The 23278-nt window shown below is 40.8% G+C and carries 23 protein-coding genes and 1 tRNA gene; 20 read left to right on the top strand and 4 right to left on the bottom strand.

Features of this window, described 5'->3' with window-relative positions; all coding sequences use genetic code 11:
* Positions 1 to 22 precede the first annotated feature (22 nt).
* From AC6UD2_RS05865 to AC6UD2_RS05805, 13 genes are all read left to right on the top strand, one after another.
* On the top strand, positions 23 to 853 hold the full coding sequence (locus AC6UD2_RS05865) for a phosphopentomutase (protein ID WP_500698302.1): 831 nt from the start codon (positions 23 to 25) through the stop codon (positions 851 to 853).
* An 89-nt stretch (positions 854 to 942) separates the two neighbouring features.
* Positions 943 to 1863: a ribonucleoside hydrolase RihC gene (gene rihC / locus AC6UD2_RS05860; protein WP_500698378.1), complete on the top strand. Its 921-nt coding sequence runs from the start codon at positions 943 to 945 to the stop codon at positions 1861 to 1863.
* A gap of 178 nt (positions 1864 to 2041) precedes the next feature.
* A complete protein-coding gene (gene rsmG, locus AC6UD2_RS05855; protein WP_500698301.1) occupies positions 2042 to 2764 on the top strand; it encodes a 16S rRNA (guanine(527)-N(7))-methyltransferase RsmG in 723 nt (240 codons plus the stop codon).
* Positions 2765 to 2787: 23 nt separating this feature from the next.
* On the top strand, positions 2788 to 3561 hold the full coding sequence (locus AC6UD2_RS05850; RefSeq protein ID WP_500698300.1) for a ParA family protein: 774 nt from the start codon (positions 2788 to 2790) through the stop codon (positions 3559 to 3561).
* Positions 3545 to 4432, top strand: a complete 888-nt coding sequence (locus AC6UD2_RS05845; RefSeq protein WP_500698299.1) for a ParB/RepB/Spo0J family partition protein — start codon at positions 3545 to 3547, stop codon at positions 4430 to 4432. The genes AC6UD2_RS05850 and AC6UD2_RS05845 overlap by 17 nt, the downstream gene beginning before the upstream one ends.
* Positions 4433 to 4445: 13 nt before the next feature.
* Positions 4446 to 4634 carry a DUF951 domain-containing protein gene (locus tag AC6UD2_RS05840; protein ID WP_010022893.1) on the top strand — a complete coding sequence of 63 codons (189 nt, stop codon included), beginning with the start codon at positions 4446 to 4448 and terminating at the stop codon, positions 4632 to 4634.
* Between the two features lie 19 nt (positions 4635 to 4653).
* A complete protein-coding gene (gene ychF, locus AC6UD2_RS05835) occupies positions 4654 to 5751 on the top strand; it encodes a redox-regulated ATPase YchF (protein WP_500698298.1) in 1098 nt (365 codons plus the stop codon).
* 9 nt (positions 5752 to 5760) lie between these two features.
* Entirely contained in the window at positions 5761 to 6501 is a 741-nt protein-coding gene (locus tag AC6UD2_RS05830; RefSeq protein ID WP_039145022.1) for a DUF1129 family protein, read from the top strand.
* 138 nt (positions 6502 to 6639) lie between these two features.
* The gene (gene croR / locus AC6UD2_RS05825) at positions 6640 to 7326 is read left to right on the top strand and encodes a response regulator transcription factor CroR (RefSeq protein WP_039145020.1); all 687 of its coding nucleotides are present in this window, start codon (positions 6640 to 6642) and stop codon (positions 7324 to 7326) included.
* A gap of 15 nt (positions 7327 to 7341) precedes the next feature.
* Positions 7342 to 8529: a sensor histidine kinase gene (locus AC6UD2_RS05820; RefSeq protein WP_500698297.1), complete on the top strand. Its 1188-nt coding sequence runs from the start codon at positions 7342 to 7344 to the stop codon at positions 8527 to 8529.
* Positions 8510 to 9790: a D-alanyl-D-alanine carboxypeptidase family protein gene (locus tag AC6UD2_RS05815; protein WP_500698296.1), complete on the top strand. Its 1281-nt coding sequence runs from the start codon at positions 8510 to 8512 to the stop codon at positions 9788 to 9790. The genes AC6UD2_RS05820 and AC6UD2_RS05815 overlap by 20 nt, the downstream gene beginning before the upstream one ends.
* Before the next feature lie 126 nt (positions 9791 to 9916).
* The gene (locus AC6UD2_RS05810; protein WP_039145017.1) at positions 9917 to 10693 is read left to right on the top strand and encodes an AzlC family ABC transporter permease; all 777 of its coding nucleotides are present in this window, start codon (positions 9917 to 9919) and stop codon (positions 10691 to 10693) included.
* 15 nt (positions 10694 to 10708) lie between these two features.
* The gene (locus AC6UD2_RS05805; RefSeq protein WP_039145015.1) at positions 10709 to 11041 is read left to right on the top strand and encodes an AzlD domain-containing protein; all 333 of its coding nucleotides are present in this window, start codon (positions 10709 to 10711) and stop codon (positions 11039 to 11041) included.
* A gap of 62 nt (positions 11042 to 11103) precedes the next feature.
* On the opposite strand, the gene AC6UD2_RS05800 is transcribed toward AC6UD2_RS05805, so the two are convergent.
* Entirely contained in the window at positions 11104 to 12282 is a 1179-nt protein-coding gene (locus AC6UD2_RS05800) for a class I SAM-dependent methyltransferase (protein ID WP_500698295.1), read from the bottom strand.
* A gap of 449 nt (positions 12283 to 12731) precedes the next feature.
* Here AC6UD2_RS05800 and AC6UD2_RS05795 point away from each other — a divergent pair, with 449 nt between their 5' ends.
* Entirely contained in the window at positions 12732 to 13814 is a 1083-nt protein-coding gene (locus AC6UD2_RS05795; RefSeq protein WP_500698294.1) for an AI-2E family transporter, read from the top strand.
* 41 nt (positions 13815 to 13855) lie between these two features.
* A complete protein-coding gene (locus AC6UD2_RS05790) occupies positions 13856 to 14554 on the top strand; it encodes a 2,3-diphosphoglycerate-dependent phosphoglycerate mutase (RefSeq protein ID WP_039145009.1) in 699 nt (232 codons plus the stop codon).
* 34 nt (positions 14555 to 14588) lie between these two features.
* Here the strand turns inward: AC6UD2_RS05790 and AC6UD2_RS05785 are convergent, their stop codons facing one another.
* Positions 14589 to 15065 (bottom strand): MerR family transcriptional regulator, encoded by a 477-nt coding sequence (locus AC6UD2_RS05785; protein ID WP_039145007.1) that lies wholly within the window; start codon positions 15063 to 15065, stop codon positions 14589 to 14591.
* A gap of 183 nt (positions 15066 to 15248) precedes the next feature.
* On the opposite strand from AC6UD2_RS05785, the gene AC6UD2_RS05780 reads away from it, so the two are divergent.
* Both AC6UD2_RS05780 and AC6UD2_RS05775 read left to right on the top strand, forming a co-directional pair.
* A complete protein-coding gene (locus AC6UD2_RS05780) occupies positions 15249 to 16736 on the top strand; it encodes an MDR family MFS transporter (RefSeq protein WP_500698293.1) in 1488 nt (495 codons plus the stop codon).
* Positions 16736 to 17506: a DUF4811 domain-containing protein gene (locus AC6UD2_RS05775; protein ID WP_500698292.1), complete on the top strand. Its 771-nt coding sequence runs from the start codon at positions 16736 to 16738 to the stop codon at positions 17504 to 17506. The genes AC6UD2_RS05780 and AC6UD2_RS05775 overlap by 1 nt, the downstream gene beginning before the upstream one ends.
* A 37-nt stretch (positions 17507 to 17543) precedes the next feature.
* On the opposite strand, the gene AC6UD2_RS05770 is transcribed toward AC6UD2_RS05775, so the two are convergent.
* The gene (locus AC6UD2_RS05770; RefSeq protein ID WP_500698291.1) at positions 17544 to 18437 is read right to left on the bottom strand and encodes a metal ABC transporter solute-binding protein, Zn/Mn family; all 894 of its coding nucleotides are present in this window, start codon (positions 18435 to 18437) and stop codon (positions 17544 to 17546) included.
* 71 nt (positions 18438 to 18508) lie between these two features.
* On the opposite strand from AC6UD2_RS05770, the gene AC6UD2_RS05765 reads away from it, so the two are divergent.
* A tRNA-Thr gene (locus AC6UD2_RS05765) sits at positions 18509 to 18581 on the top strand.
* A 62-nt stretch (positions 18582 to 18643) separates the two neighbouring features.
* Here AC6UD2_RS05765 and helD read toward each other — a convergent pair.
* Complete coding sequence (gene helD, locus AC6UD2_RS05760; protein WP_500698290.1) at positions 18644 to 20956, bottom strand: RNA polymerase recycling motor HelD; 2313 nt, start codon at positions 20954 to 20956, stop codon at positions 18644 to 18646.
* Between the two features lie 306 nt (positions 20957 to 21262).
* Here helD and trpS point away from each other — a divergent pair, with 306 nt between their 5' ends.
* Together trpS and AC6UD2_RS05750 are read left to right on the top strand one after the other, a co-directional pair.
* Positions 21263 to 22282, top strand: coding sequence for a tryptophan--tRNA ligase (gene trpS / locus AC6UD2_RS05755; RefSeq protein WP_500698289.1), 1020 nt, complete (start codon positions 21263 to 21265; stop codon positions 22280 to 22282).
* Between the two features lie 52 nt (positions 22283 to 22334).
* Positions 22335 to 23270, top strand: coding sequence for a Ppx/GppA phosphatase family protein (locus tag AC6UD2_RS05750; protein ID WP_039144997.1), 936 nt, complete (start codon positions 22335 to 22337; stop codon positions 23268 to 23270).
* The last annotated feature ends 8 nt before the right edge of the window (positions 23271 to 23278 follow it).

Here is a 23278-nt window from a genome sequence, read left to right as displayed (position 1 = left end):
ATTGAGTACGGGAGATGAAAACGTGAGTTATAAAAGAGTAATTGTTGTGGATTTGGCATCACTTGGTTTACGCTCGGACAACGAGGCAGAACAACTCAACGCCTCAAGCGACAACATCCTTTCACACGTTTTGAATCAGTCCTCAAAGTCAGATTTACCGACCCTTAGACGTTTAGGACTTTTCAACATTTTTTTCAACGGTGACCATTCTTCAGATGAAGTTAATCCGGTTGGCGCATATGGTTTGGTTCGGACTAATTCGGTAGTAAATAAGCCAGCGTCTGGTTTGCGTGAAATGTTTGATTGTGCCGTTAATTCGCGCGTTTCAAGCGTATTTGAAGAGGTTTACAAAGCCCAAAAGAGTTCGGTCATCATTTCACGGTTTGTGGAATACCTTCAGGTCCAGGACTTCTCTAAGCGAATCCAGGTCCCAAATAATACGGCAACGTTTGTGGAACTGAACCAGCAACTGGAAAAGATGCGAAGTGGTTTCATTTACGCTCAAGTTCCAGAATTGCAGGCGGCTGCCATGGAGGGCGACCTTGACCAATTTTCTTCTGAATTAAAAAAGGTCGACGTCATGTTAGGTGAACTGATGGATTCTCTTGAAGATGATGATTTATTAATTGTGACATCCAGTCGGGTGGGCGATTCGCAGACCCAGGATGGACTATCAACTTACAAGATTTTACCAGTAATGCTATACGATAATCAATCGAATGGAAAACACATTGAGGATATTGATCGTGTCAGTGTGATTGGTGGAACGGTATTAGACGGACTGGGGATTTTAGCTAAGGTTAAACGTCCCTCTAAAAGTTTAATTCCGTATTTAAGGAAAGAGCCGGTTTAGCGGGCTCTTTTTTGTTGGTTTCAAAAGTAAGAATAAGGTTAAGCGTGTGGTAAAATTAAATGATAATCACATAATCGTAACGGAGGGATATTATGCAAAAAATCATTATGGATATGGATCCAGGCATCGATGATGCAGCTGCTCTGTCAGTCGCATTAAATGATCCAGAACTAGACGTTGACCTGGTAACGACCGTTTCTGGAAACGTGACGGTTGATAAAACCACGATCAATGCGCTCAAGATCATTAACTTTTTTCATGATGGTGATGCTGTTCCAGTAGCTGCCGGAGCACAAGACCCACTGGTGAAACCATTTGAAGACGCGGCTCGCATTCACGGAGAGTCGGGAATGCGTGGCTATGAGTTTTCTGATGATTTACCATCACCGTTAAAGAAAACGGCGGTCGCAGCTTTACACGAACACATCATGAATTGTGAGGAGCCGGTGACGCTAGTTGCGACTGGTTCTTACACTAACATAGCCCTACTTCTTTCAGAATATCCCGAAGTTAAATCTAAATTAAGCCGAATTGTGGCAATGGGAGGCGCTCTGGGACGTGGTAATATGACCAGTGCGGCAGAATTTAACGTCTTTACCGATCCCGATGCTGCTAAAATCATGTATCAAAGTGGCGTTCCCATTGTGATGATTGGCTTGGATGTTACGAAAAAGGCTCTCCTAACCAATGAAACCCTAGAAGAGATTCAGAATATGAATCGAGCGGGAAAGATGTTGCATGATATTATTACCAGCGATAGTGATCAAAGCGAGAACGGCGTCGCCATGCATGACGTTAATACCATCTTCTACCTGCTTCATCCCGAAGATCTCACCACTGAACCAATGTGGATTGATATTCAAACTACGGGACCCGCTAATGGGGCGACGGTTGGTGACATTCGGGGCGCTTATCATAATGGTGAAACCAACGCTGATGTGGCCGTTGATATTGATGCTGCCGCTTTTAACCGCTGGTTTAAAACAGAAGTTCAAAATATGAAAAAGTAGTAAAGAGTCGAGAAGGATTGAAGTGCTCTATAAAAGTTAGACACTTGATAATCTCTCGACTTTTTTATTTTTTTGGTAACGAAAACTTTAAAATTTCGTTATAATGAAATAAGAATCTAATTTGTTGAATTAGATGAAACAGAACGTGGAAGCGTTTTGTTCATCGTGGGAGAGTCTAATGAATCCAGAACAATTTAAAGCCGCATTGGAAAAGCATGATCTGCAATTGTCGAGTCAGCAGGAGCAACAGTTTGCCACTTATTACAAGCTACTGGTTGCTTACAACCAAAAGGTAAACTTAACGACCATTGTGGAACAAGATGATGTGTATCTCAAACATTTTTATGATTCACTTACCCCAGCCTTCTACATTCCTGAATTACTTCAGAATAAATCAATCGTGGATGTTGGGGCAGGAGCTGGCTTCCCCTCCATGCCACTTAAGATTATTAATCCTGATTTACAGGTTACCATCGTGGATTCACTCAACAAACGAATTATCTTTTTACAACAATTAATCGACCAACTGGGATTAAAGGACGTGCGGTTGGTTCACGCCCGCGCCGAAGAGTTCGGTGGGAAACGATCGAAGGATCATGAGAAGTTTGATTTCGCAACGGCCCGAGCTCTTGCTCGTCTAAGCGTTCTTTCAGAATTGTGTTTGCCATTGGTTAAGATCGGTGGCAAATTGATTGCGTTAAAAGCGGCTCGAGCTCCCGAAGAATTAAAGGCGGCTCAGCACGCCATTACAACCTTAGGTGGAAAAGTTGAAGACGATTTCGAATTCAAGTTACCGGAAAACAACGAAGTTCGTAACATCATTGTGATTGATAAAGTGAAGGAAACACCAAAGAAATATCCAAGAAAAGCTGGAACCCCTAATAAGGATCCACTTAAGTAATCACGTAACAAGGAGGGAACAACATGGGAACCGTTATATCGCTTGCAAACCAAAAGGGTGGGGTCGGAAAGACTACCACGGCTGTTAACTTGGGTGCTGATCTTGCTACTCAAGGTAAAAAAGTTCTACTGGTTGACGCTGATGCACAGGGAAACGCCACCAGCGGAGTTGGTCTGAGCAAGCAAAAAATTAATAAGGATGTTTATGACGTTTTAGTTAACGAAGAGCCAATTGAAAACGTCATTTTACACTCCTCACATCAAAATCTTGATATCGTTCCTGCCACCATCCAACTATCTGGGGCTGAAATTGAATTAACACCCATGATGGCACGAGAAACCCGACTGAAGTCGGCACTTGATAGTATTTCTGATCAATATGATTATATTCTGATTGACTGTCCACCATCTCTGGGACTAATTACAATTAATGCTTTTACCGCAAGTAATTCAATCCTTATTCCGGTTCAATCGGAATACTATGCTCTGGAGGGATTGAGTCAATTGCTCAATACCATTGGACTAGTCCAAAAACACTTTAACCCCAATCTTAAAATTGAGGGAGTGTTATTGACGATGTTTGATTCCCGTACTAATCTTGGAGCACAAGTTAATAGTGAAGTTCGTAAGTTTTTTAAGGATAAGGTATATACGACCGTTATTCCAAGAAACGTTCGCTTATCGGAAGCACCCAGTCACGGATTACCAATCATTGACTACGATGCTAAATCAAAAGGTGCCAAAGTATACATGGAATTGACAAAGGAAGTGTTAGCTGCCCATGACCAACAAAAATAGCAAGGGCTTAGGACGTGGAATTGAGGCATTGTTTAAGGACAATGACGTTAACAATGATGACGAAGCGGTCGTTGATCTTGACCTAACTAAGATTTCACCTAATCCCTATCAACCACGAAAGAAGTTTGACCAAAAAGCCCTGGATGATTTAACGAAATCGATTGAAGAATCAGGGGTATTTCAGCCAATCATTGTCAGACATGACACTGATAAAAATCGTTACCAGATTATTGCTGGTGAACGTCGTTTTCGGGCTTCAAAAGCTGCCGCTAAGACCAAGATTCCAGCCATTGTTCGTGATGCTACTGAAGAACAAATGATGGAAATTGCTGTCATGGAAAACTTACAGCGAGAAGATCTTAATCCGTTAGAAGAAGCTCAGGCCTATGATACTTTAATGACCAAACTGAATCTAACGCAGGCTCAGGTATCAGAACGATTAGGTAAGAGTCGACCATACATCGCTAACTACTTACGGTTATTGGGACTTCCTCAACCAGTGAAAGAAATGCTTCAACGAAAGCAGTTGTCAATGGGACAGGCGCGAGCTTTGCTTTCGGTAAAAGAGAAGTCTCAGCTGTTGAGTCTAGCTGCAAAGGCTAAGGACGAAACCCTGACGGTTAGACAGTTAGAAAAACTAATTGCCAGGGCTAATAAGTCCAATTCAACGAAAAACAAGCGACCGACAACCAAGCGAACCAAATCACCCTACATTAAAGAGAGTGAGGATCAGCTTCAGGATAAGTTTGGTACGAAAGTATTGATCAACGAAACGAATACTAAAGCTGGTAAGGGTCAGATCCAAATTGATTATATGTCAACTGATGATTTAAACCGGATTTTAGATTTATTGGATATTCATCTCGACTAGGGAGGATATTTTTATGTATGGAATGCATGATATCGTTGAAATGAAGAAGCCTCATCCATGTGGAACCAATCGATGGGAAATCATTCGAATGGGTGCTGACATTAAGGTGCAGTGCACGGGATGTGGCCATATCGTTATGATTAGTCGACGACAATTTGAGAAACGTTTAAAAAAAGTATTAGAGAAGCACGCAGAAAATTAATTAAAAAGAGGTAAACAGGATGTCTTTAACAGCGGGAATCGTTGGGTTGCCGAACGTTGGTAAGTCAACACTTTTTAATGCCATTACAAAGGCTGGAGCCGAAATGGCTAACTATCCTTTTGCAACGATTGATCCAAATGTTGGAATGGTGGAAGTTCCAGACAAACGACTGGATCGGATTCAAGAACTAATTCCAGCCAAGAAAGTGGTACCAACCACCTTTGAATTTACCGACATTGCGGGAATCGTAAAGGGTGCAAGTAAAGGTGAAGGACTTGGAAACAAGTTCCTGGAAAATATTCGTCAGGTTGACGCCATCGTGCACGTGGTACGTGCTTTTGACGATGACAATATTACCTCAGTAACTGGGAAAGTGGATCCAGTTGGTGACATTGAAACTATCAACGTCGAATTGGGAATTGCCGACTTGGATGCCGTTGATAAACGAATTGGCAAGGTTCAACGGGCTGCCAAGGGATCTGATGAAGCCAAAGAAGAACTGGATGTTTTAAATAAAATTAAACCGGTTCTAGAAGATGGCGGCGCAGTTCGTGACATTGATTTTGATGAAGATGAGCAGAAAATCGTGAAGGGATTGTTCCTGTTAACATCGAAACCGGTCTTGTATGTTGCTAACATTAGTGAAGCTTCAATGGCTGATCCTGCCAGCGATAAGTACTTTAAACTGGTTAATGACTATGCTAAAAAACATGGAGCTCAGGCCATTGGTATTGCGGCTGAAACCGAACAAGAAATTGCGGAACTAGGCGACGATGATAAGGCTGATTTTCTTGAAGCGGAAGGCGTAACTGAGCCAGGATTAAACAAATTGATTCGGGTTTCTTACAAATTACTCGGTCTTGAAACGTTCTTTACCGCCGGTGGTAAGGAAACGAAGGCTTGGACCTTTAAGAAGGGAACCAAAGCTCCTCAAGCAGCTGGTATTATCCATTCTGACTTTGAACGTGGATTTATTCGAGCAGAAATCATGTCATTTGATGACCTTGATAAATATGGTAGTGAAAATGCCGTTAAGGATGCTGGAAAACTACGGGTTGAAGGTAAGGACTACGTCATGCAAGACGGTGACATTGCCGAATTTAGATTCAACGTTTAGGAGGAAACTATGAGCGAGGAAGACAATCGAAAACGAAATGCGAAAGCTAAGCAACATCAACATCACTCAAATACTAAGATTGCTGAACGGGAGCAATTTGATCACGTTGGTCTAACCAAGCGAAACGCTGAGTATATGTACAAATTCAAGCAGGAACTGTCTGAGACCAAACTGGAACCAGAAAAACAGGCTACCAAGATTAGTGAAATGGTTGATGAATTAAAGAAAGCCCAGAAGCGCGGGGTGACCGCTAAGAACTTGTACGGCACGGTAACGCAAAAAGTCGAGCTTACGGTTCATCCACCCAAGAAACCACAAAAGTTGACACCCATGACCTATGTCATTGATGCGACGTACAATTTCTTATGGTTCTTGGTTTTGTTCTGTTTCTTATATGCTGCGATGTTCTTCATCAACTCCTCACAGGCATCAAAGGGTGGTGTCATGGGAATTACCGGAATCATTGTTTCATCAATTGTTGCTGGAGCAGGGATGCCACTGATGACCAACCTCTTTGCACCTGGAGTTAAACACAAGTACAACGGGATTATTCGAGCTTTGATGATGGTCCTATTGTTTGCCATTTGGATGCTAGTATTCTTTGGTGGGACTTATATTCCAAGAATAATTAATCCAATTACTGGTCCGATCGTTGATGCAGTGATCGGTGTCATTGGAATTGCGGGAATTCTGTACATGCGTCATCGTTTCCCAATTACCAATGGACTCTTTACTGGAAACCGAAACTAATTAATTAATCGTGGATCAACCGGTCTACGATTTTTTTGATGTAAAAGTTTAAATGTTTATAATGTTAAAACAATTTGGGTTAATCTCTATTTTCAATCTGATAAACTAAAGAAAAATAGTGAATTAGAGGTAATTAAAATGAAAATTTTAGTTGTTGATGATGACAAAGAAATCGCACAATTATTAGAAATTTATATTAAAAATGAAGGTTATGAACCAGTTTCAGCTTATAACGGGAATGATGCCCTTTCACTGCTACGAACCGAACCTGACATTGGACTTGTCATTTTGGATATTATGATGCCCGGAATGAGTGGAATTGATGTGATTAAGGAGATTCGAAAAGATTCTCAGATTCCAATTATCGTTTTATCTGCCAAAACGGCTGACATGGATAAGATTCAAGGACTGGTATCGGGAGCTGATGATTACGTTACCAAACCATTTAACCCCCTTGAAATCATGGCCCGAGTTCGTTCGTTACTTCGTCGGAGTCAGAACGATGTTACTAAAGCCAAGCCCGACATTTTGAACGTGGGACCACTTACCATTAACAAGGATTCTCATGAGGTGAAGACAGATGATGGCAAGGAAATTCAGCTAACCGCATTAGAATTTGGAATCCTGTATCTTCTTGCTAGTCATCCTAATCGAGTCTTTTCGGCTGATGAAATTTTTGAACGGGTTTGGAAACAGGAAAGTATTATTTCCGCTAAAACCGTTATGGTTCACGTAAGTCACTTACGCGATAAGATTGAAGAGGCAACTGGTGGTGAAAAAGTCATCCAGACCGTGTGGGGCGTTGGCTATAAAGTAGAAGCATAAAGAGGAACCTGTGGTTTGAAATTAACAACAAAGGAAAAAACTGAATTATTTGGTGAGGGAGTAGTTACTTTAATCTTATTACTCCTTTTAAACCTGGCCATTACCGTTATCATTACCCAATCAATTGAAAGTAACCCGGGACTTCGAGATGGGATCTTTATCATCAAACAATCGGTTACGTTTGGTCCGATGCACTTCCATTTGTTAAGTTGGGAGAACCTCTTCATCGTGGCGATGGGCGTCATCGATGTCATCATTATTTACTGGCGGCTGATCCGTCGTTATCATCAGATGCAACTACGTCATATCATTTCGGAGCTGCACTACATCGCTAACGGACATTTTGATCATCGAATTCCGTTTGAGTTGAAGGGTGATACTGAACGGGTTATCCAAAGCATTAATGCCTTGGTTGATAGTGTAATTGAATCCATGAATGACGAACGAAAGGTGGAGGTCTCAAAGGACAAGTTAGTGACCAGTGTCAGCCACGATCTTCGAACTCCTTTAACATCGATTTTGGGATACCTTGGCCTTATCGAAGATGGTCAGTGTAAAAACCAGGATGAAATCTTAAAATACTCTCACATTGCATATTTGAAGGCGCAACAAATGAAGCAGTTGGTTGATCGCTTGTTTGAGTATGCTAAAGCAGGGGATAAATCGAAACCATCACAAGAAATTGATAATATCGACGTAAACGCTCTGTTAGAACAATTGCAGGCATCGTTTAAGCTGGACGCTTCTAAACATGGGATGTCAATTGAGATGAAACCCTTAAAAAAGAACGTTTGGATTAAAGCCAACGCGGAATTCCTGGGTCGTGTCTTTAATAATCTGATCTCTAATGCGTTTAAGTACGGAAAGGGTGGTAAGAACATTTATTTATCCGCTAAACCTGAGGGTAAAAATGGCGTTGAAATTGTGGTCGCAAATGATGGGGAACAGATTCCCAAACGGTCTCTAGAACACATCTTTGACCGCTTCTATCGGGTTGAAGAATCACGAAATACCAAGACTGGTGGAACCGGGTTAGGTCTTGCCATCGTCCGTGAAATCGTGACGAACCAGGGCGGATACATTAACGTTTCGTCAACCAAAAAACTTACCGCATTTAAGATTTATCTTCCGTTAGATGTTAATCATCCGTTACAGAAAAATAAACGTATGACAGGAGAGGCAAATGAAAAACAAGAAAAGTAATGCGAATACCCACCAGCTGATTGTTTCATTTTTAATTATGGTCGTTGCGCTTATTGCGATGGTGCCAGAAACCCTTGCTCAAGCTAATTCAGATGGGATCGACAGTAAGTCAGCAATTGCGGTCGATGCCAAGTCGGGTCAAATTATTTATCAAAAAAATGCCACCAAGAATTTGCCGGCGGCATCGATGAGTAAGTTACTCACCGCGTACATAGTCCAGAAGCGAGTTCACGATCATCAACTAAAATGGAATGATCAAGTCACCATCTCACCAGAAGTAGCTAAGTTAAGTACCAAGAAGGGATTTACCAACGTTAAACTAGATGCTCATAAGAAGTATACGGTGAAGTCCCTCTATTCATCCGCTTTAATTGGATCAGCTAATGCCAGTGCCATGGCTCTTGGTGATAAAGTTGCTGGCAACAGTCAGAATTTTGCAAAAACGATGCGTTCTACCGCTAAGGAACTGGGAATTAGAGACGCTCAATTTTATAATGCGTGTGGTCTGACGAATGAGCAAGTGGCTCCCATGAATTTACCAAAGGTTCAAGGAGACGCCGAAAACGAAATGTTGGCACGAGACACTGCCATTATTTCCCAGAAAATTATTGCCAAAGATCCTGCAATTTTGAAAACGACGAGGCAAGCAAGTTACACGTTCAGTGATGTCTCTGGGAAGCAAAAAGAAGTGGTTAAGACTTCTGACGAAATGTTAAAGGGCCAGCGGTACTATGATCCGGCTTTAAATGTGGATGGTCTCAAGACGGGAACGTCCCAAAAAGCGGGCGAGAACTTTGCGGGAACCCTAGATAATCATCATGGTCATCGGATCATCACCGTCATCATGGGCGCAAAGCCCAACCAACGGTTTGTGGTTACCAAAGAGCTGATGGAGCATGTCATAAAGAATTACCGTCCCATGAAATACGATAATGATCAGTTTAAATTAAGGGTAAGGAACGGAAAACAAAAAGAAGTTAAGGTTAAAATGACAAAATCCATCACACTTTGGGGTAAAATTGCTCAACCAGCTCAGTTTACCAATAAGATTAAGCTTGATCCCAAGGTTTCAAAAAATAATGAAATTACGGCTCCGGTGCTGAAAAATCAAAAAATCGGAACGAATCAAGTTGGATTAAAAAATCAGAAAGTTGAGTTCTTAAATCAGAGTGGTGGTAAGGCACCAATCGTTACCGGACAAAGCGTTGATAAGGTTAATTTCTTTGTGAGATTGTATCGTGATGTAGTTAGCTTTTTCTAATAATTACCGTTAGAATCAAATTATGGTTTGTTATTTCACCATTTTTTCTTATAATAAACATTGTACGCAAAAAGTTGATTAATTTTTTTAAATATTTTATTCGAGAAATCAAGTGGAGGATTTCAATTGACAAAATTAGTACCGAATCCTAACGAACCTGCTTGGAAAGAGAATTTAAAGGTTTCATTTCCTTTAGATTTGAGCTATATTCCCATTGGATTAGCTTGTGGGATTCTATTGCATGCGGCTGGGTTTAACACTTTTAACACGATCTTGGTTTCACTACTGGTATTTTCTGGTGGAGCTCAATTTTTGATCGCATCTATGTTAACCATTAATTCGCCACTTTTAACGATCGTTTTGATGCTATTTTTCCTTGAACTACGATACGCTTTGCTAGGCTCGAGTCTTTCAAAGTATCTTCATGGACAGAATACGCTTTTTACGTTCTTCTTTGCCTGTTCGCTAAATGATGAGAATTACGCCGTGAACTATCTGAAGTTTTCAACGGATAAGAAGTGGACACCCAAGGACGCTCTTCAAGTTGAACATTTTACGCTGTTTTTCTGGACCATTAGTAATCTGGTAGGGAGTTTGATTGGTTCAGCTTTAACCATCGATTTAACCGTGGTGCATTTTGCATTAACCGCACTTTTCTTATACATGATTGTGATGCAACTAAAGGATTTGCTAAAAGTGTTCATCGCATTTCTTGCTGCTGGCCTTGCGATCTTCTTCCTGGTGTTAACCAAATCAACGCTAGGATTGGTAGCGGCGACCTTAGTAGCTTCATTTGTCGGTTTCATACTTGATAAGTACTTTCGGAGTCGAAGACATAAGACACACAAAAAGAGTATTTTTCTTAAGACGTTTAAAAACCCTGCGGGAACACCAAAGGAATAAGTTGGGAGAATTGTTATGAAATGGGATGCGATGCAGCACTTTCTGTTAATATTGTTGTGTTTCGGAGTTGCTTTAGCTCCAAGGTTTATACCACTAGCATTTTTTAGGAAACGTAAAATTCCAAAATGGTTTACCGAATGGATGGAGTTTGTCCCGATCTGTTTGTTCACTTCATTGGTCGTAAAGGATATTTTCATTAATCAATCCTATGCCTTTTCAATCAGTGGTCAGGGACCAGAGCTAATTGCTGCCGTGTTAGTGATTGGAATTGCTTACTGGACACGATCCATGTTAGTTTCGGTGATGGCTGGATTAGCAGCCGTGTTTCTACTAACTTTTGTCCTTTAACTTAATCAATAAAAAAGACGTAACTTCAAAAATTGAAGTTACGTCTTTTAATATCTGTAAAGTTATTTATACATATAATCTCGAGTCATTGGTAGTGAAGCACCAGCAGGTCCCTTGGAAATTAAGTATTGCATAACGTCGATGTTTCCAACCTTAAATGATGCGGCACATGCTTGTAAGTAAAGGTCCCACATCCGACAGAAACGTTCGTCAAACATGTTTTCAATTTCTTTTCTGTGAGCATTGAAATTCTTGTCCCATGTTTCCGTAGTTTTTTGATAGTGTCGTCTTAGTGATTCAAGATCGTAAATTTGCATCCCGTTATCAATAATGTGATCCAAGTTTTCGGTCAAACCGGGAATGTAGCCACCTGGGAAGATCCATTTGTTCAACCAACCGTTGATGGCACCACCCTGTTGTCTAGTGATTCCGTGGATCAAAGCGTTTCCGTTTTGGGCGAGGTGATCAGAAACCACCTTGAAGTATTCGTCGAGGTTTTCCTTTCCAACGTGTTCAAACATTCCAACTGAGGTAATGTAGTCCCATTTCTCAGATTTTGGAAGTTCACGGTAATCTTGTAATCGAACTTCAGCGACATCTTCTAAGCCATACTTCTTGATTTGTTCGTTGACGTAGTCACATTGTTCCTGACTAAGGGTAACACCAGTTACCTTTAGGTCGTATTCTTTGGCAGCGATCAGCATGAGGGTTCCCCAACCACAACCAATGTCTAGTAGGGTACCACCAGGCTGTGGATTCAACTTTTTGATGATGTGATGAACCTTATTCATTTGGGCGTCGTAAAGACTGTCTTCGGGACTTTCCCAGTAACCACAAGAGTAAGTCATGGTTTTATCAAGCCAAATCTTGTAGAATTCGTTTCCGATGTCATAATGCTTTTGGACATCTTTTTTACTTGCAGCTTCGGAATGAGATGATTTTGGCAACCATTTGATAAACTTCTTGTTATGAAGAAAACTGCTGGTATCAAGGTAAGCAGCCGCAACCAAGTCTTCCAATGAGATTCCTTCAATGGTGATGACACCGTCCATGTAAGCTTCACCTAAAGCAATCGAAGCATTGTTAGTAATGTCCTTGATTGGAATAGCTTTGTGGATGGTAATGTGAGCTTTGGGTTCACCCTTACCATAAGTCTTAGTTGAACCGTCCCAGTAAGTTACCTTTAGTGGAATATTAAAACTGTGTTTGATAAATTCACTATAAAACGTCTTTTCAAGCATATAAAAACCTCTCTTTAATTCAATAGTTATAAGGACATTATAACCTTTTTTTGTGAAACTCGTAAAATAGACTGACACAAATTTCACCAAATTACAATCGATGGTATAATAAAAACATTCCATCTTATGGTTGAAATGGAGGAATAATCGTGAAAAAGAAGTGGCTTTGGATCATCGTGATAGTGATCATCGTCATGTTAGGTGGCTCCATTTTCTTATTTCATGAATATACAAGTGTAAGTAACATTAACGATCAAATTCCTCATCACATAACAGGAAGGCACAGGTTAATCATGTGGTGCCTTCATCTAATAATCGTTCGAAAAATAATGGTAAAACATCTAATCTAGGGACTCCAGACGTACCAAAGAAGGCTACTGGGTTAAGAGTTACCATTTCATCTTGAGGTAAAATCATAACTTTGGAAAAGAGGATCAATTAAATTAAAAATGGATAATATTACAAACTGGTGGCAGAAATTTTTAAATAACACGAAACTAAGACGAGCAACGGTCTTATTGCTGATTATCTTGGTACTGTACCTATGTCGTTCAATGATGACGACCATTCTTTTGACCTTTATTTTTACCTTACTAATCACTAAGCTGGTGCTCTGGATTCGCGCTCGAATTAAGATCCCAATTCCTATTTTGGTGATTGTAATCTACTTGTTGATCATTGGTGCCATTATCCTGGTGAGTGTCCTTTACCTACCTAAAGTTGCCGAGCAGGGGGTGGAAACGACCAAGACCCTGATAACGTTCTATGAAAGCCCCCATTCGATCAAGAATCCACAGGTGAGGGCCTCGGTGCTCTGGTTATTAAAGAATTTTAACGTTCCTAATCAGATTAAGGGCAGTATGAACTTGATCTTTAGTTACATTACTAGTATTGGAACAACTGGAATTGCCATGTTCATGTCACTTCTTCTCAGTTTCTTCTTTACCCTCGAACTGAAGCAGGTCAAACGGTTTTCGAAAAAATTTCTAACCAGCACCTTTGGTTGGTTCTTCTCAGACATTTTGTATTTCGCTAAAACGTTCGTGAAGACGTTCGGGGTGGTAATTGAAGCGCAGTTCTTTATCGCGATCTGTAATACCACCATTACGACGATCTGCCTGTGGATTATGCAGATTCCACAACTTTTGATTCTGGCGGTCATGATCTTCTTTCTTAGTTTGATTCCTGTTGCTGGAGTGATCATTTCGCTAATTCCGCTGACGCTGGTTGGTTACACGGTCGGTGGCTTTAGATACGTAATCTATATTTTCATCATCATCATGTTGGTTCACCTACTTGAAGCCTATGTCCTAAACCCTAAGTTTATGTCGGCTAAGACTGAATTACCGATTTTCTTCACCTTTGTGGTCTTACTGGTTGGTGAACACATCTTTGGAACATGGGGCCTGATTGTTTCGGTTCCTATCTTTACCTTCCTGTTGGATGTTCTGGGAGTTCAGAACGTTGATGATGTTGGTAAGAACAAAAAGCCGGGATGGATCAGTAAGTTAATGAAAAAATGCTTCAAATGATGTAAAATAAACTTGGATTAAAACAAAAGAGGGGTATTACAATGGCTAAATTAGTATTTGTTAGACACGGTCAAAGCGAATGGAACTTATCAAATCAATTCACTGGTTGGGTTGACGTTGACTTAAGTGAAGAGGGAGTTAAGCAAGCTAAGAATGCTGGTAAGTTGATTGCCGAAGCAGGAATTCAGTTTGATCAGGCTTACACTTCAGTTTTAAAGCGTGCAATTAAGACTTTGGATTACGTATTGGACGAAAGTGACCAATTATGGATCCCAGTTACAAAATCTTGGCGTTTAAACGAACGTCATTATGGTGCACTTCAAGGTCAAAACAAGGCCGAAGCCGCTGAAAAGTTTGGTAAAGAACAAGTTCACATCTGGCGTCGTTCATACGATGTTTTGCCTCCACTTTTGGACGCAAATGATGCGGGCTCAGCTGCTAAAGACCGTCGTTATGCTGACTTGGATCCTAAAGCAATTCCTGGTGGTGAAAACCTCAAGGTTACTTTGGAACGGGTTATTCCATTCTGGCAAGACCACATTGCTCCAAAACTCTTAGACAATAAGAACGTTATTGTTGCTGCTCACGGTAATTCTCTTCGTGCTTTAACGAAGTACATCGAAGGAATTTCTGATGAAGACATCATGAATGTTGAAATTGCTACTGGTCAACCAATTGTTTACGACATTGACTCAGATTTAAATGTTTTAGACAAGGTTAAGTTAGGCGAAGACAAATAATTTAACGTTAATTAGTAAGCAAAAACACTTCCCGTTAGTTAGGAAGTGTTTTTTTTGTGTCCATTAATTTAATTTTAGTGTCACCATCAATAATTTGGATCACCACTGATTTACTTGGGTCATCTGATAGTGCTCCCATATTGATGCAATAATTACCATCTCGAGTTTTAACGTATTTAACTCGATCAAGAATGAGTTTCTTAAAAACTTGACTGATTTTCTCATGACGTTCGGCTTTTTTAACTGCGGTTACTAAGGTAAAACCTGATTCTAGATATGATTTAATTAGTAGCACGGTAATAAGAGTATGAATACTATACCGTTTATTTTGATTTTTCTGGACGGGAAGCGACGAGATGTAACCCCGTTGTTCCCAATAGCGAATCTTACTCTGTGGAATGCCCGAACACTTCGAAATATCACCAATTCCAACCGAAATGTTATTCTTTTCGATGATTTTGCCAAGCCGACCATTAAGATCGGCTACGTCATGATCATTCTCATTTTCCAAATGCGCACCTACTTTCTTTATTTTGTCAAACTCGATGCATCCGTTAAATGATACACTATTCATTATATGTAAAATAATGTATGTGTCAATTAAGTTGACACATACATTAGATAGTTGTATAGTTAACAGTATCGCAATTTACGCGAGTTAAACTAATTAAGTTTTGAAAGGGGTACATTTATAATGCATAATTTTCCAGCTGTTGATGCAAATGGAAAAAAGTATAATCGGACGATGTTTGTCATTATTCTTTTAGTTGGAACCTTCTGTACGGTTCTGAATCAGACCATTTTATCAACGGCTTTTCCAACGTTGATGCATGCGTTTAATGTTAATACCTCAACCGTTCAGTGGTTAACGACTGGATTCATGATGGTTAACGGAATTTTGATTCCAGTTAGTGCCTGGTTGAGTGGACGTTTTAACACTAAATGGTTATATTTATCGGCAATGATCATTTTTGAAATCGGAACGGTCACGGCGTGGGTGGCACCTACGTTTAGCGTTCTGTTTATTGCACGTTTGGTCCAAGCGGTCGGAGTGGGAATTGCTATGCCACTGCTTCAGACCATCATGCTTTCGATTTTCCCACCTGAAAAACGTGGATTCGCCTTAGGACTAGCCGGCATTGTTGTTGGTTTAGCACCTGCCATTGGCCCTACGTTATCTGGATGGGTCATCGACATTTCATCTTGGCGGTCTTTATTCGGAATTATTGCACCAATTGTGGCAGTAGTAATCGTTTTGGGTCTCTTCTTCGTTAAGCCAGTCCTACCAACCAAGAAGAGTAAACTAGACTACTTTTCATTAGTCCTTTCTACCATTGGTTTTGGTAGTTTGCTCTATGGATTCTCATCAGTCGGAAACGACGGTTGGGGTAGTCCAGTTGTAATCTGGTCGCTGATTATTGGTGTCATCTTCATTATTCTATTTGGTTGGCGTCAACTAGTTATGAAGCATCCCTTCCTTAATCTCGATGTCTTTAAAGCCCGTGAATTTCGACTAGGAACCTTAATCAGTTCCGTTGTCTTCATGGCCATGGTCGGAGTTGAAATGGTTTTGCCACTTTATCTTCAGATTGTAAGGGGAATGAGTGCTTTCCATTCTGGTCTAACCCTGTTGCCTGGAGCGATTTTAACTGGATTAATGAGTCCAGTTACAGGACAACTCTTTGACCGGTTTGGTGCCAGAAGACTTGCCATGGGTGGTCTATTCCTTTTGACGGTTGGAACTTTCCCATTCATCTTTCTAACTAAAGATACGCCAACATTGTACGTAACGATTCTTTACGCTACAAGAATGTTTGGGGTTTCAATGTCAATGATGCCAGTGACGACGTCTGGAATGAACGCTTTACCAATCAAACGGATGGGTGATGGAACTGCCGCTAATAACACGGTTCGACAGGTTTCTGGTTCAATCGCTACGGCGGTCATGATTTCAATCTTATCCAACGTTACTAGCAATCATATGCCAGCTAAGCATTTGCTTAAGATTAATCCGTTGGCTTACCAATCCGGTGCAATTAACGCTACTTTGAAGGGATACATGGCAGCCTTTGGAATTGCTTTCGTAATTTCTGCTATTGCCTTTTTGAGCACCTTCCTTTTAAAGAAGGGTAAATACGTGGTTCCTGCTGACAAGAATGATGATGAAGGAGGCAATGACTAATGATATTTATTTTATTTATTATCTTTTTAGTTGGCTTCTTCTTAAGTTGGAATTTGATTACTAATAAAAAGTGGTCCAATATCATCGGCATCTCATTTGGGTTACTGATTATCATTAGTATTGGACTAATGATCGGTAACTATCACAATCACTTGGGGATGAAGAAGAAAACCACCACGCAAACGACTTCATTTACCTCGGTTAATGACCAAGCTAACATGTTGTTATACAAAAAGATTGGTCAGACAAATAATAAAGTCGTTATTTATAAGAAGAACAAGCAACAAAAGAAGCCAACCGTAACCCCGGCGGTTGACACTACTAATGAAATTAAACAGGGTGGCACTTCTAATCAACTAGTCACTAAGAAGCAAGACTGGGTTTATAAGAATTCGTTTTATAAGGTCTTCTTTATGTTTGCACAAAAGGAATCCTTCATTAAACGAATCAATACTTTCCACGTAAAGTCTGGATACATGGTCTTCACACCTGAACAGGCGAAAGCATTTGGGCAAGCTATGAAACAGCAGGCGGCTCAGATGAAGAAGTCACAACAAAATCCACAGGCTCAGCAACAGACAGCTGCTTCTGGAAAACAGTTCGTGACTGCTAAAATGCAGCAAGCCATGGCAGAAAATCCAAAGATGTCACAGGCTGATCAAGCTAAGTTGCAGAAGAAAGCAATGAGTGACTTTAAGGCTCAGATGCAGGCTAAAGTTCAAAAACAAATGGAACAAAAAGCCATGGATCAAGCTTTAAGAGTTAAATAAAACAAAAACGATGCTCAAATTTTTGAGCATCGTTTTTTTATTGTTGATCTTGAATTTTTTCTAGTTCTCGATACTGATTCGTCATCCACTGCATATAATTTTGGCCTCTTGGTGCGGTTTCAGAGACGTTTAGAATTGGGACGTTGTACTTTTTAGCATATTTAACCATCTGAGTAACCACAGGACTGTCAGACTGAGTGTTGTTAACGAAGAAGGCGATCTTATGATTGCGCATATCGCTTTGAAGCTCGGCAATATCATTGACAGAGGGATCGACACCCTTTTCAATTGCATTAGAAAAGCCGTAATCCTTGAGCTTGTACCCAAGGGCATCAAGCGAGTAGTCAAAGACTGGTTCACTCGTAGCAACTGATTGACCGTGTGAATTTTTGGCGAGTTTTTTGATTAACTGCTGAGTCTTTCCCCACTCATTCTTGTATTCCTGAGCATTCTTTTTAAAGTAGTCACGGTGGTCAGGATCAATCTTACTATAGATGGTGACTAAACGATCAACGAGGTGATCCATGGTTTCAGGATCATACCAGATGTGTTCGTTATCACCATCTTTTTTGTGCATTAATGCCCCAACGTTAATGTCCTGTTGATGATCGTTACCAGCGTTGTGGATCAGTTCTTTCATCCAATCATCATATCCAATTCCGTTGGCAATGACCACGTTTGCTCTAGCAACTTCTTTCGCGTTATTAGTTGTTGGTTCAAAATCGTGGGGGTCAACGTCAGAGTTAATGATTGAAGTATTATGACCATACTTGCCAACCACCTTTTGAGCGGCATCACCGTAGAAATTAACGGAACTAACGACCTGAATTTTTTTCGAGCCATTGGACGTGGATTGATGACATCCCACTAGTGGAATCATGAATAGTGCAAGGCAGGCTACTAATAGGGCAATCTTAAAGTGTCTTTTCATTTTATCTTCCTTTTCTAATCTTTGTCGAATTCTATCCTAGTGTAACATTTTTGGTGTGGTAAAATGAAAATGCCATTCTAGCTCAGTAGGTAGAGCATTTCCATGGTAAGGAAAAGGTGCCGGGTTCGACTCCCGGGAATGGCTTTCCGGTTCGTTTGATCAAGTTAATTAATTGAAAAATCTCACTACTGTGTAGTGAGATTTTTTTATTCAGCCGTTGAATTTTTACTAACTTTAATTAAATTATTACTGATGGCCCGCTTAGGAATTAACGGGGAAACCTCACCATTACACAGCAGGGTCAACGAGTGCATGGCCCGTGTCAGGATTGTGTAAAGGACTCCAAGTGAATGTTCATTAGGATAGTTTCGTTTGGATGTATCCCATGCAACGACAGAGTCAAACTCGAGTCCCTTTGCAAGATAGACCGGGAGAACCACGACTGGAGAAGTCATGTCACGATCACTATCTTTTAAGAGGGTGGCATCGAACCTGGCGTTCACTTTCTGGTAGACCCGCTTGGCAGACGCAGCATCCTTGGTGATGACAGCCACGGTTTCGTGCTTTTGAAGTTGTTGCTTGATGACGCTGAGGAGGGTTTGTTCCAATTCCTCTGAACCATCTTTGACGATCAATTCCGGCTTATCACCGTTACGATTAAAAGCTTCAATGTCATTGCCATCGGGCAGCAGGGATTTAGCGAACGAGGTAATTGGGTAAGTAGAACGATACGATCGATTTAATTGAATCAAACGGGAACGTTTACTTGGAATCGCATCATTCAATTTATCTAGTAATGTTTGAGCAGATTCCACATCCTTAAAAATGGCCTGTTCACTATCGCCAATTAGATTGAACTTAGCGCGCGGAAAGATGAGTTTGAGATACATAATTTGGGCAATGGAATAGTCTTGGATCTCATCGACAAAGAGGTACTTAATGTTGACGTTTTTATTTTCACCACTGAAACGATCCCGGAGGTACAGTAACGGAGCGGTGTCATCTAAACCAATCTGGTGAAATTCAATGTGACTTAAAAAGTCATTCTTACTTTGCTTCCACTGGTCCGAATCAACCTGGTTCGGTAGCTTAACATGGTCAAGAAAATCAGCGTATTGAACGTAGGGATCTAAAAATTCGTCGTTATAGATGGCATCGTAGACCGTGCTTAGACGATTTTTAACTAATTGGGTAGCAATATAATCCCGTTCGTCATCGAGTTCCTCAAAGTCGTTTAGGTGCTTTGCGCCGAGTAGATTGTGATACTGTTCATCACTCATGGTGTCGATGATGTCTGCAACCCATTTCTTTTTGGTCTCGTTGTGAATCCGACTCTTGAGGCGCTTAATCAGCTTATTTTTGGTTTGAAGCAGTTTTTCACTGCTGGTCATCCCCTGTGGAAGGGCAGCGTAAACTTCTCGAATCTCATCCTTTGAAAAGTAGACCTCGCCATTAAAGTGAATGTCATCAAACTTAATGCGATCAGGAGTTAACCGTTTAACGTAGTCCTCAATTTGATCAATGTAATTCTGACTGTTTTTGAATTCGCGGAGAGCGGGATCAAAATCTTGATCGTTATCTTCATACCGCTGAAATAAGGTTTGAACCTTCATGCCCTCCAGGCGGTGAGCAAAGAATTCGGCCAGCGTAACCTGACGCATGTTCCGTTCTCCTAGACTTGGCAACACATCTTTAATGTAGTTACTAAATAAAAGATTGGGCGAAAACAGTAGAATCTGGTCGGCATTGAGTGAATCCCGACTGTGATACAGCAGAAAAGCAATGCGCTGCAAGAGAGCCGATGTCTTTCCTGAACCGGCGACTCCTTGAACCACTAATAGGTTACTGTTGGTATCTCTGATGATGTCATTTTGTTCGTGTTGAATGGTAGCCACGATGTTCTGCATCTTTTCGTTGTTTTCATCACTTAAGGCACTCTGAAGCAGTTCATCGCCGACCGTTTCGTTAGTATCAAACATGTTGATAATCTTGCCGTTCTTAATCTGAAACTGACGTTTCTTTAGCAGATCGGTATTTTGCTTGCCATTGGGAGTATCGTAAGCGACTTTGCCAAGGGTCCCATTATAGTAGACACTCGAAATGGGAGCTCGCCAATCATAGATTAAGAACTCGCCATCTTTGTCAATGAAAGAAGCTTTCCCAATGTAGAGGTGGTCCACGTCAGAAAAGCCTTCATCTTGAATGTCGATGCGCCCAAAGTAGGGTGACTGTCGTAGGTCGCGATAAGTTGCTAATTGGCTTTCAACGATGGCTTGATCCTCGACCACTTTATTGGTAAGACTACGTTGCTGTTGAAGATCCGCACTGGTTTCAATCCGATCGTCTGCTTCTAAGTAGTTGGCAGAGGTGTTGGTCCCATAGTCCTTTTGAACTCGTTGAGTTTCTGCCTTGGCTTTTTGGTATTCAGTTTGGGTGTCCTGGATTTTTTCGTCTAGTTGTTGCGAAACCCAGGTAACACGCTCTTGCTCTTTGTTTCTTTCATCCTTATTCAAGTGCATACTCCTCCCTTTAATTCGTGAATAATTCTAATTTGAAAAGCCGGGACTGTCAATTTTTTCGTGCTTTGACAACCCTCCTTAAATCGCATAAAATAATGTTGATATAGATTTGAATTAATAAGTAGTAGAGTCAAATGACAGAGAGGCTATTTTTATTGAGATTAGCCAGACGATACGAAATGGTTTAATGGTTAACTACCTTATAGTTTGAGTGGCAGAAAATTTCTGCAATTTAGGTGGTACCACGTGCAGGCGTCCTATTGATTATTCAATAGGGCGTTTTTTCTTAAAGAAGGGGAAATTATAATGGCAGAAAAAGAAATTGTTTTGACCGGTGATCGTCCGACCGGCAAGCTTCACATTGGACACTACGTTGGTTCATTAATGAGTCGACTTGAGCTCCAAAATTCAGGCAATTATGATCCATTTATCATGATCGCCGATATGCAGGCGTTGACTGATAATGCTCGTGATCCAGAGAAGATTCAAAATAGTCTGTTACAAGTAGCCTTAGATTACCTGGCAGTTGGGCTTGATCCAGCTAAATCAACCATCTTCGTGCAGTCTCAGATTCCAGCTTTAAACGAATTAACCATGATTTACTTGAACCTGGTCACGATTTCACGTTTAAAACGTAATCCGACCGTTAAGACCGAGATTAAACAGAAAAACTTCGGTGAAAGTGTTCCAGCTGGCTTCTTCATCTATCCGGTCAGTCAAGCGGCTGACATTACCGCCTTTAAAGCAACCGTGGTGCCAGTTGGAGAGGACCAGGAACCAATGATCGAACAGACGCGCGAGATCGTGAGAAGTTTCAATAACGCTTACCACAAGGATGTGTTGGTTGAGCCAGAAGGCTTTTTCCCACCAAAGGGTCGGGGTCGAATTCCAGGATTAGATGGAAATGCTAAGATGAGCAAATCGTTGAACAATGCGATCTATCTGGCTGATGATGCCGACACCATTAAAAAGAAAGTAATGTCCATGTACACGGATCCAGATCATATTCACGTCCAGGATCCCGGTAAAGTGGAGGGTAACACCGTCTTCACCTACCTTGATATTTTCGCTAAAGATCAACAAAAAGTTAACGAACTGAAAGAGCAATATCAACATGGTGGTCTTGGAGATGTTAAAATTAAGTTGTATTTAAACGAAGTTTTACAAGATGAACTCAAACCAATCAGAGAGCGCCGAGAAAAATTGGCAAAAGATCCCCAATATGTCTATCAGGTCTTAAAGGATGGCAGCGACGCAGCTAACATTGTTGCAGAAAACACTCTTGAAGAAGTTCGTGATGCGATGGGAATTAACTACTTTAAGTAGCATAAATTTTCAAAGCATAAAATACGAATAAATACTTGAGGAGGAGAATCGAATGGAGAACTTTGTCATCATTGATATCGGTTCGAACTCAGTTAGAATGGCAATTTATTGCATTGATCCAGATGGAAGTTACCATGAGATAAAACGCGTGAAGAACGATACCAGATTATCTGAGGGAATCGGACAAAATAATATTTTACAGATAACGGCAATGAATCGTACTATTTCAGCGCTTCGATCCTTTAAGTCAGAGTATTCAAAGTATAAAAATGTGGTGGTGCGAGCCATCGCTACGGCGGCGGTGCGGCAAGCTCAAAACCAAAAAGATTTTTTAAAAAATGTCTATAAGCAGCTCCACATTAAAGTGCGCGTGTTAACCGGGAAAGAAGAGGCCTACTACGATTACCTCGGAATTTCAGATCGATTAGCGGTAAAGGATTATCTTTTGATGGATGTGGGTGGAGCCAGTGTGGAGATCATCCACGTACGAAATCAAAAGTGTATTCATTGTGTGAGTGTTCCCATCGGAGCCGTTAAGATTTCGGAACAATTTCATCTCATTGATCATATAACCGCCGCTAATTTATTTGAAGCGGAGTCATACATTGCGGAAGTCTACAGTCGGATTCCGTGGATTAAAAAGCCCCTTCATTATCCCATCGTGTTGATCGGTGGAGCAGCTCGCGCCATTGCGCGCATCAACCGGCGTTATCAACATCTTAGTCATGTTGACCACATTCAGAATTTTCAGTTAACCAGAAAGCAGGTCAATGTCACGGTTGAGACGTTTTTGAACCGTAATTTGGCAGAACGACAGAAAATCAATGGTCTTGAAAACGACCGAGCCGATGTGATCATCGGTGGTTCGTTGTGTCTGACGGTGATGATGAACTTTATTGACTCCAAGCGGGTTATTTTTTCCAATGGCGGAGTTCGTGAGGGACTCATTAACGAATACATTGAGAATAATCCTCATTTTAGGAAATAGGTGTCATT

It is taken from the genome of Fructilactobacillus sp. X2R5C2 (genome assembly GCF_059901375.1).
The sequence above is the reverse complement of the archived record's forward strand: the minus strand, read 5'-3'. Positions and strand labels throughout refer to the sequence as shown.

What these genes read in the sequence shown, in the direction of transcription:
- rsmG (WP_500698301.1), top strand. Translation starts at nt 2,042, where the DNA reads ATGAATCCAGAACAATTTAAAGCCGCATTGGAAAAGCATGATCTGCAA.
- AC6UD2_RS05850 (WP_500698300.1), top strand. Translation starts at nt 2,788, where the DNA reads ATGGGAACCGTTATATCGCTTGCAAACCAAAAGGGTGGGGTCGGAAAG.
- AC6UD2_RS05845 (WP_500698299.1), top strand. Translation starts at nt 3,545, where the DNA reads ATGACCAACAAAAATAGCAAGGGCTTAGGACGTGGAATTGAGGCATTG.
- AC6UD2_RS05840 (WP_010022893.1), top strand. Translation starts at nt 4,446, where the DNA reads ATGTATGGAATGCATGATATCGTTGAAATGAAGAAGCCTCATCCATGT.
- ychF (WP_500698298.1), top strand. Translation starts at nt 4,654, where the DNA reads ATGTCTTTAACAGCGGGAATCGTTGGGTTGCCGAACGTTGGTAAGTCA.
- AC6UD2_RS05830 (WP_039145022.1), top strand. Translation starts at nt 5,761, where the DNA reads ATGAGCGAGGAAGACAATCGAAAACGAAATGCGAAAGCTAAGCAACAT.
- croR (WP_039145020.1), top strand. Translation starts at nt 6,640, where the DNA reads ATGAAAATTTTAGTTGTTGATGATGACAAAGAAATCGCACAATTATTA.
- AC6UD2_RS05815 (WP_500698296.1), top strand. Translation starts at nt 8,510, where the DNA reads ATGAAAAACAAGAAAAGTAATGCGAATACCCACCAGCTGATTGTTTCA.
- AC6UD2_RS05805 (WP_039145015.1), top strand. Translation starts at nt 10,709, where the DNA reads ATGAAATGGGATGCGATGCAGCACTTTCTGTTAATATTGTTGTGTTTC.
- AC6UD2_RS05800 (WP_500698295.1), bottom strand. Translation starts at nt 12,282, where the DNA reads ATGCTTGAAAAGACGTTTTATAGTGAATTTATCAAACACAGTTTTAAT.
- AC6UD2_RS05795 (WP_500698294.1), top strand. Translation starts at nt 12,732, where the DNA reads ATGGATAATATTACAAACTGGTGGCAGAAATTTTTAAATAACACGAAA.
- AC6UD2_RS05790 (WP_039145009.1), top strand. Translation starts at nt 13,856, where the DNA reads ATGGCTAAATTAGTATTTGTTAGACACGGTCAAAGCGAATGGAACTTA.
- AC6UD2_RS05780 (WP_500698293.1), top strand. Translation starts at nt 15,249, where the DNA reads ATGCATAATTTTCCAGCTGTTGATGCAAATGGAAAAAAGTATAATCGG.
- AC6UD2_RS05775 (WP_500698292.1), top strand. Translation starts at nt 16,736, where the DNA reads ATGATATTTATTTTATTTATTATCTTTTTAGTTGGCTTCTTCTTAAGT.
- AC6UD2_RS05770 (WP_500698291.1), bottom strand. Translation starts at nt 18,437, where the DNA reads ATGAAAAGACACTTTAAGATTGCCCTATTAGTAGCCTGCCTTGCACTA.
- helD (WP_500698290.1), bottom strand. Translation starts at nt 20,956, where the DNA reads ATGCACTTGAATAAGGATGAAAGAAACAAAGAGCAAGAGCGTGTTACC.
- trpS (WP_500698289.1), top strand. Translation starts at nt 21,263, where the DNA reads ATGGCAGAAAAAGAAATTGTTTTGACCGGTGATCGTCCGACCGGCAAG.
- AC6UD2_RS05750 (WP_039144997.1), top strand. Translation starts at nt 22,335, where the DNA reads ATGGAGAACTTTGTCATCATTGATATCGGTTCGAACTCAGTTAGAATG.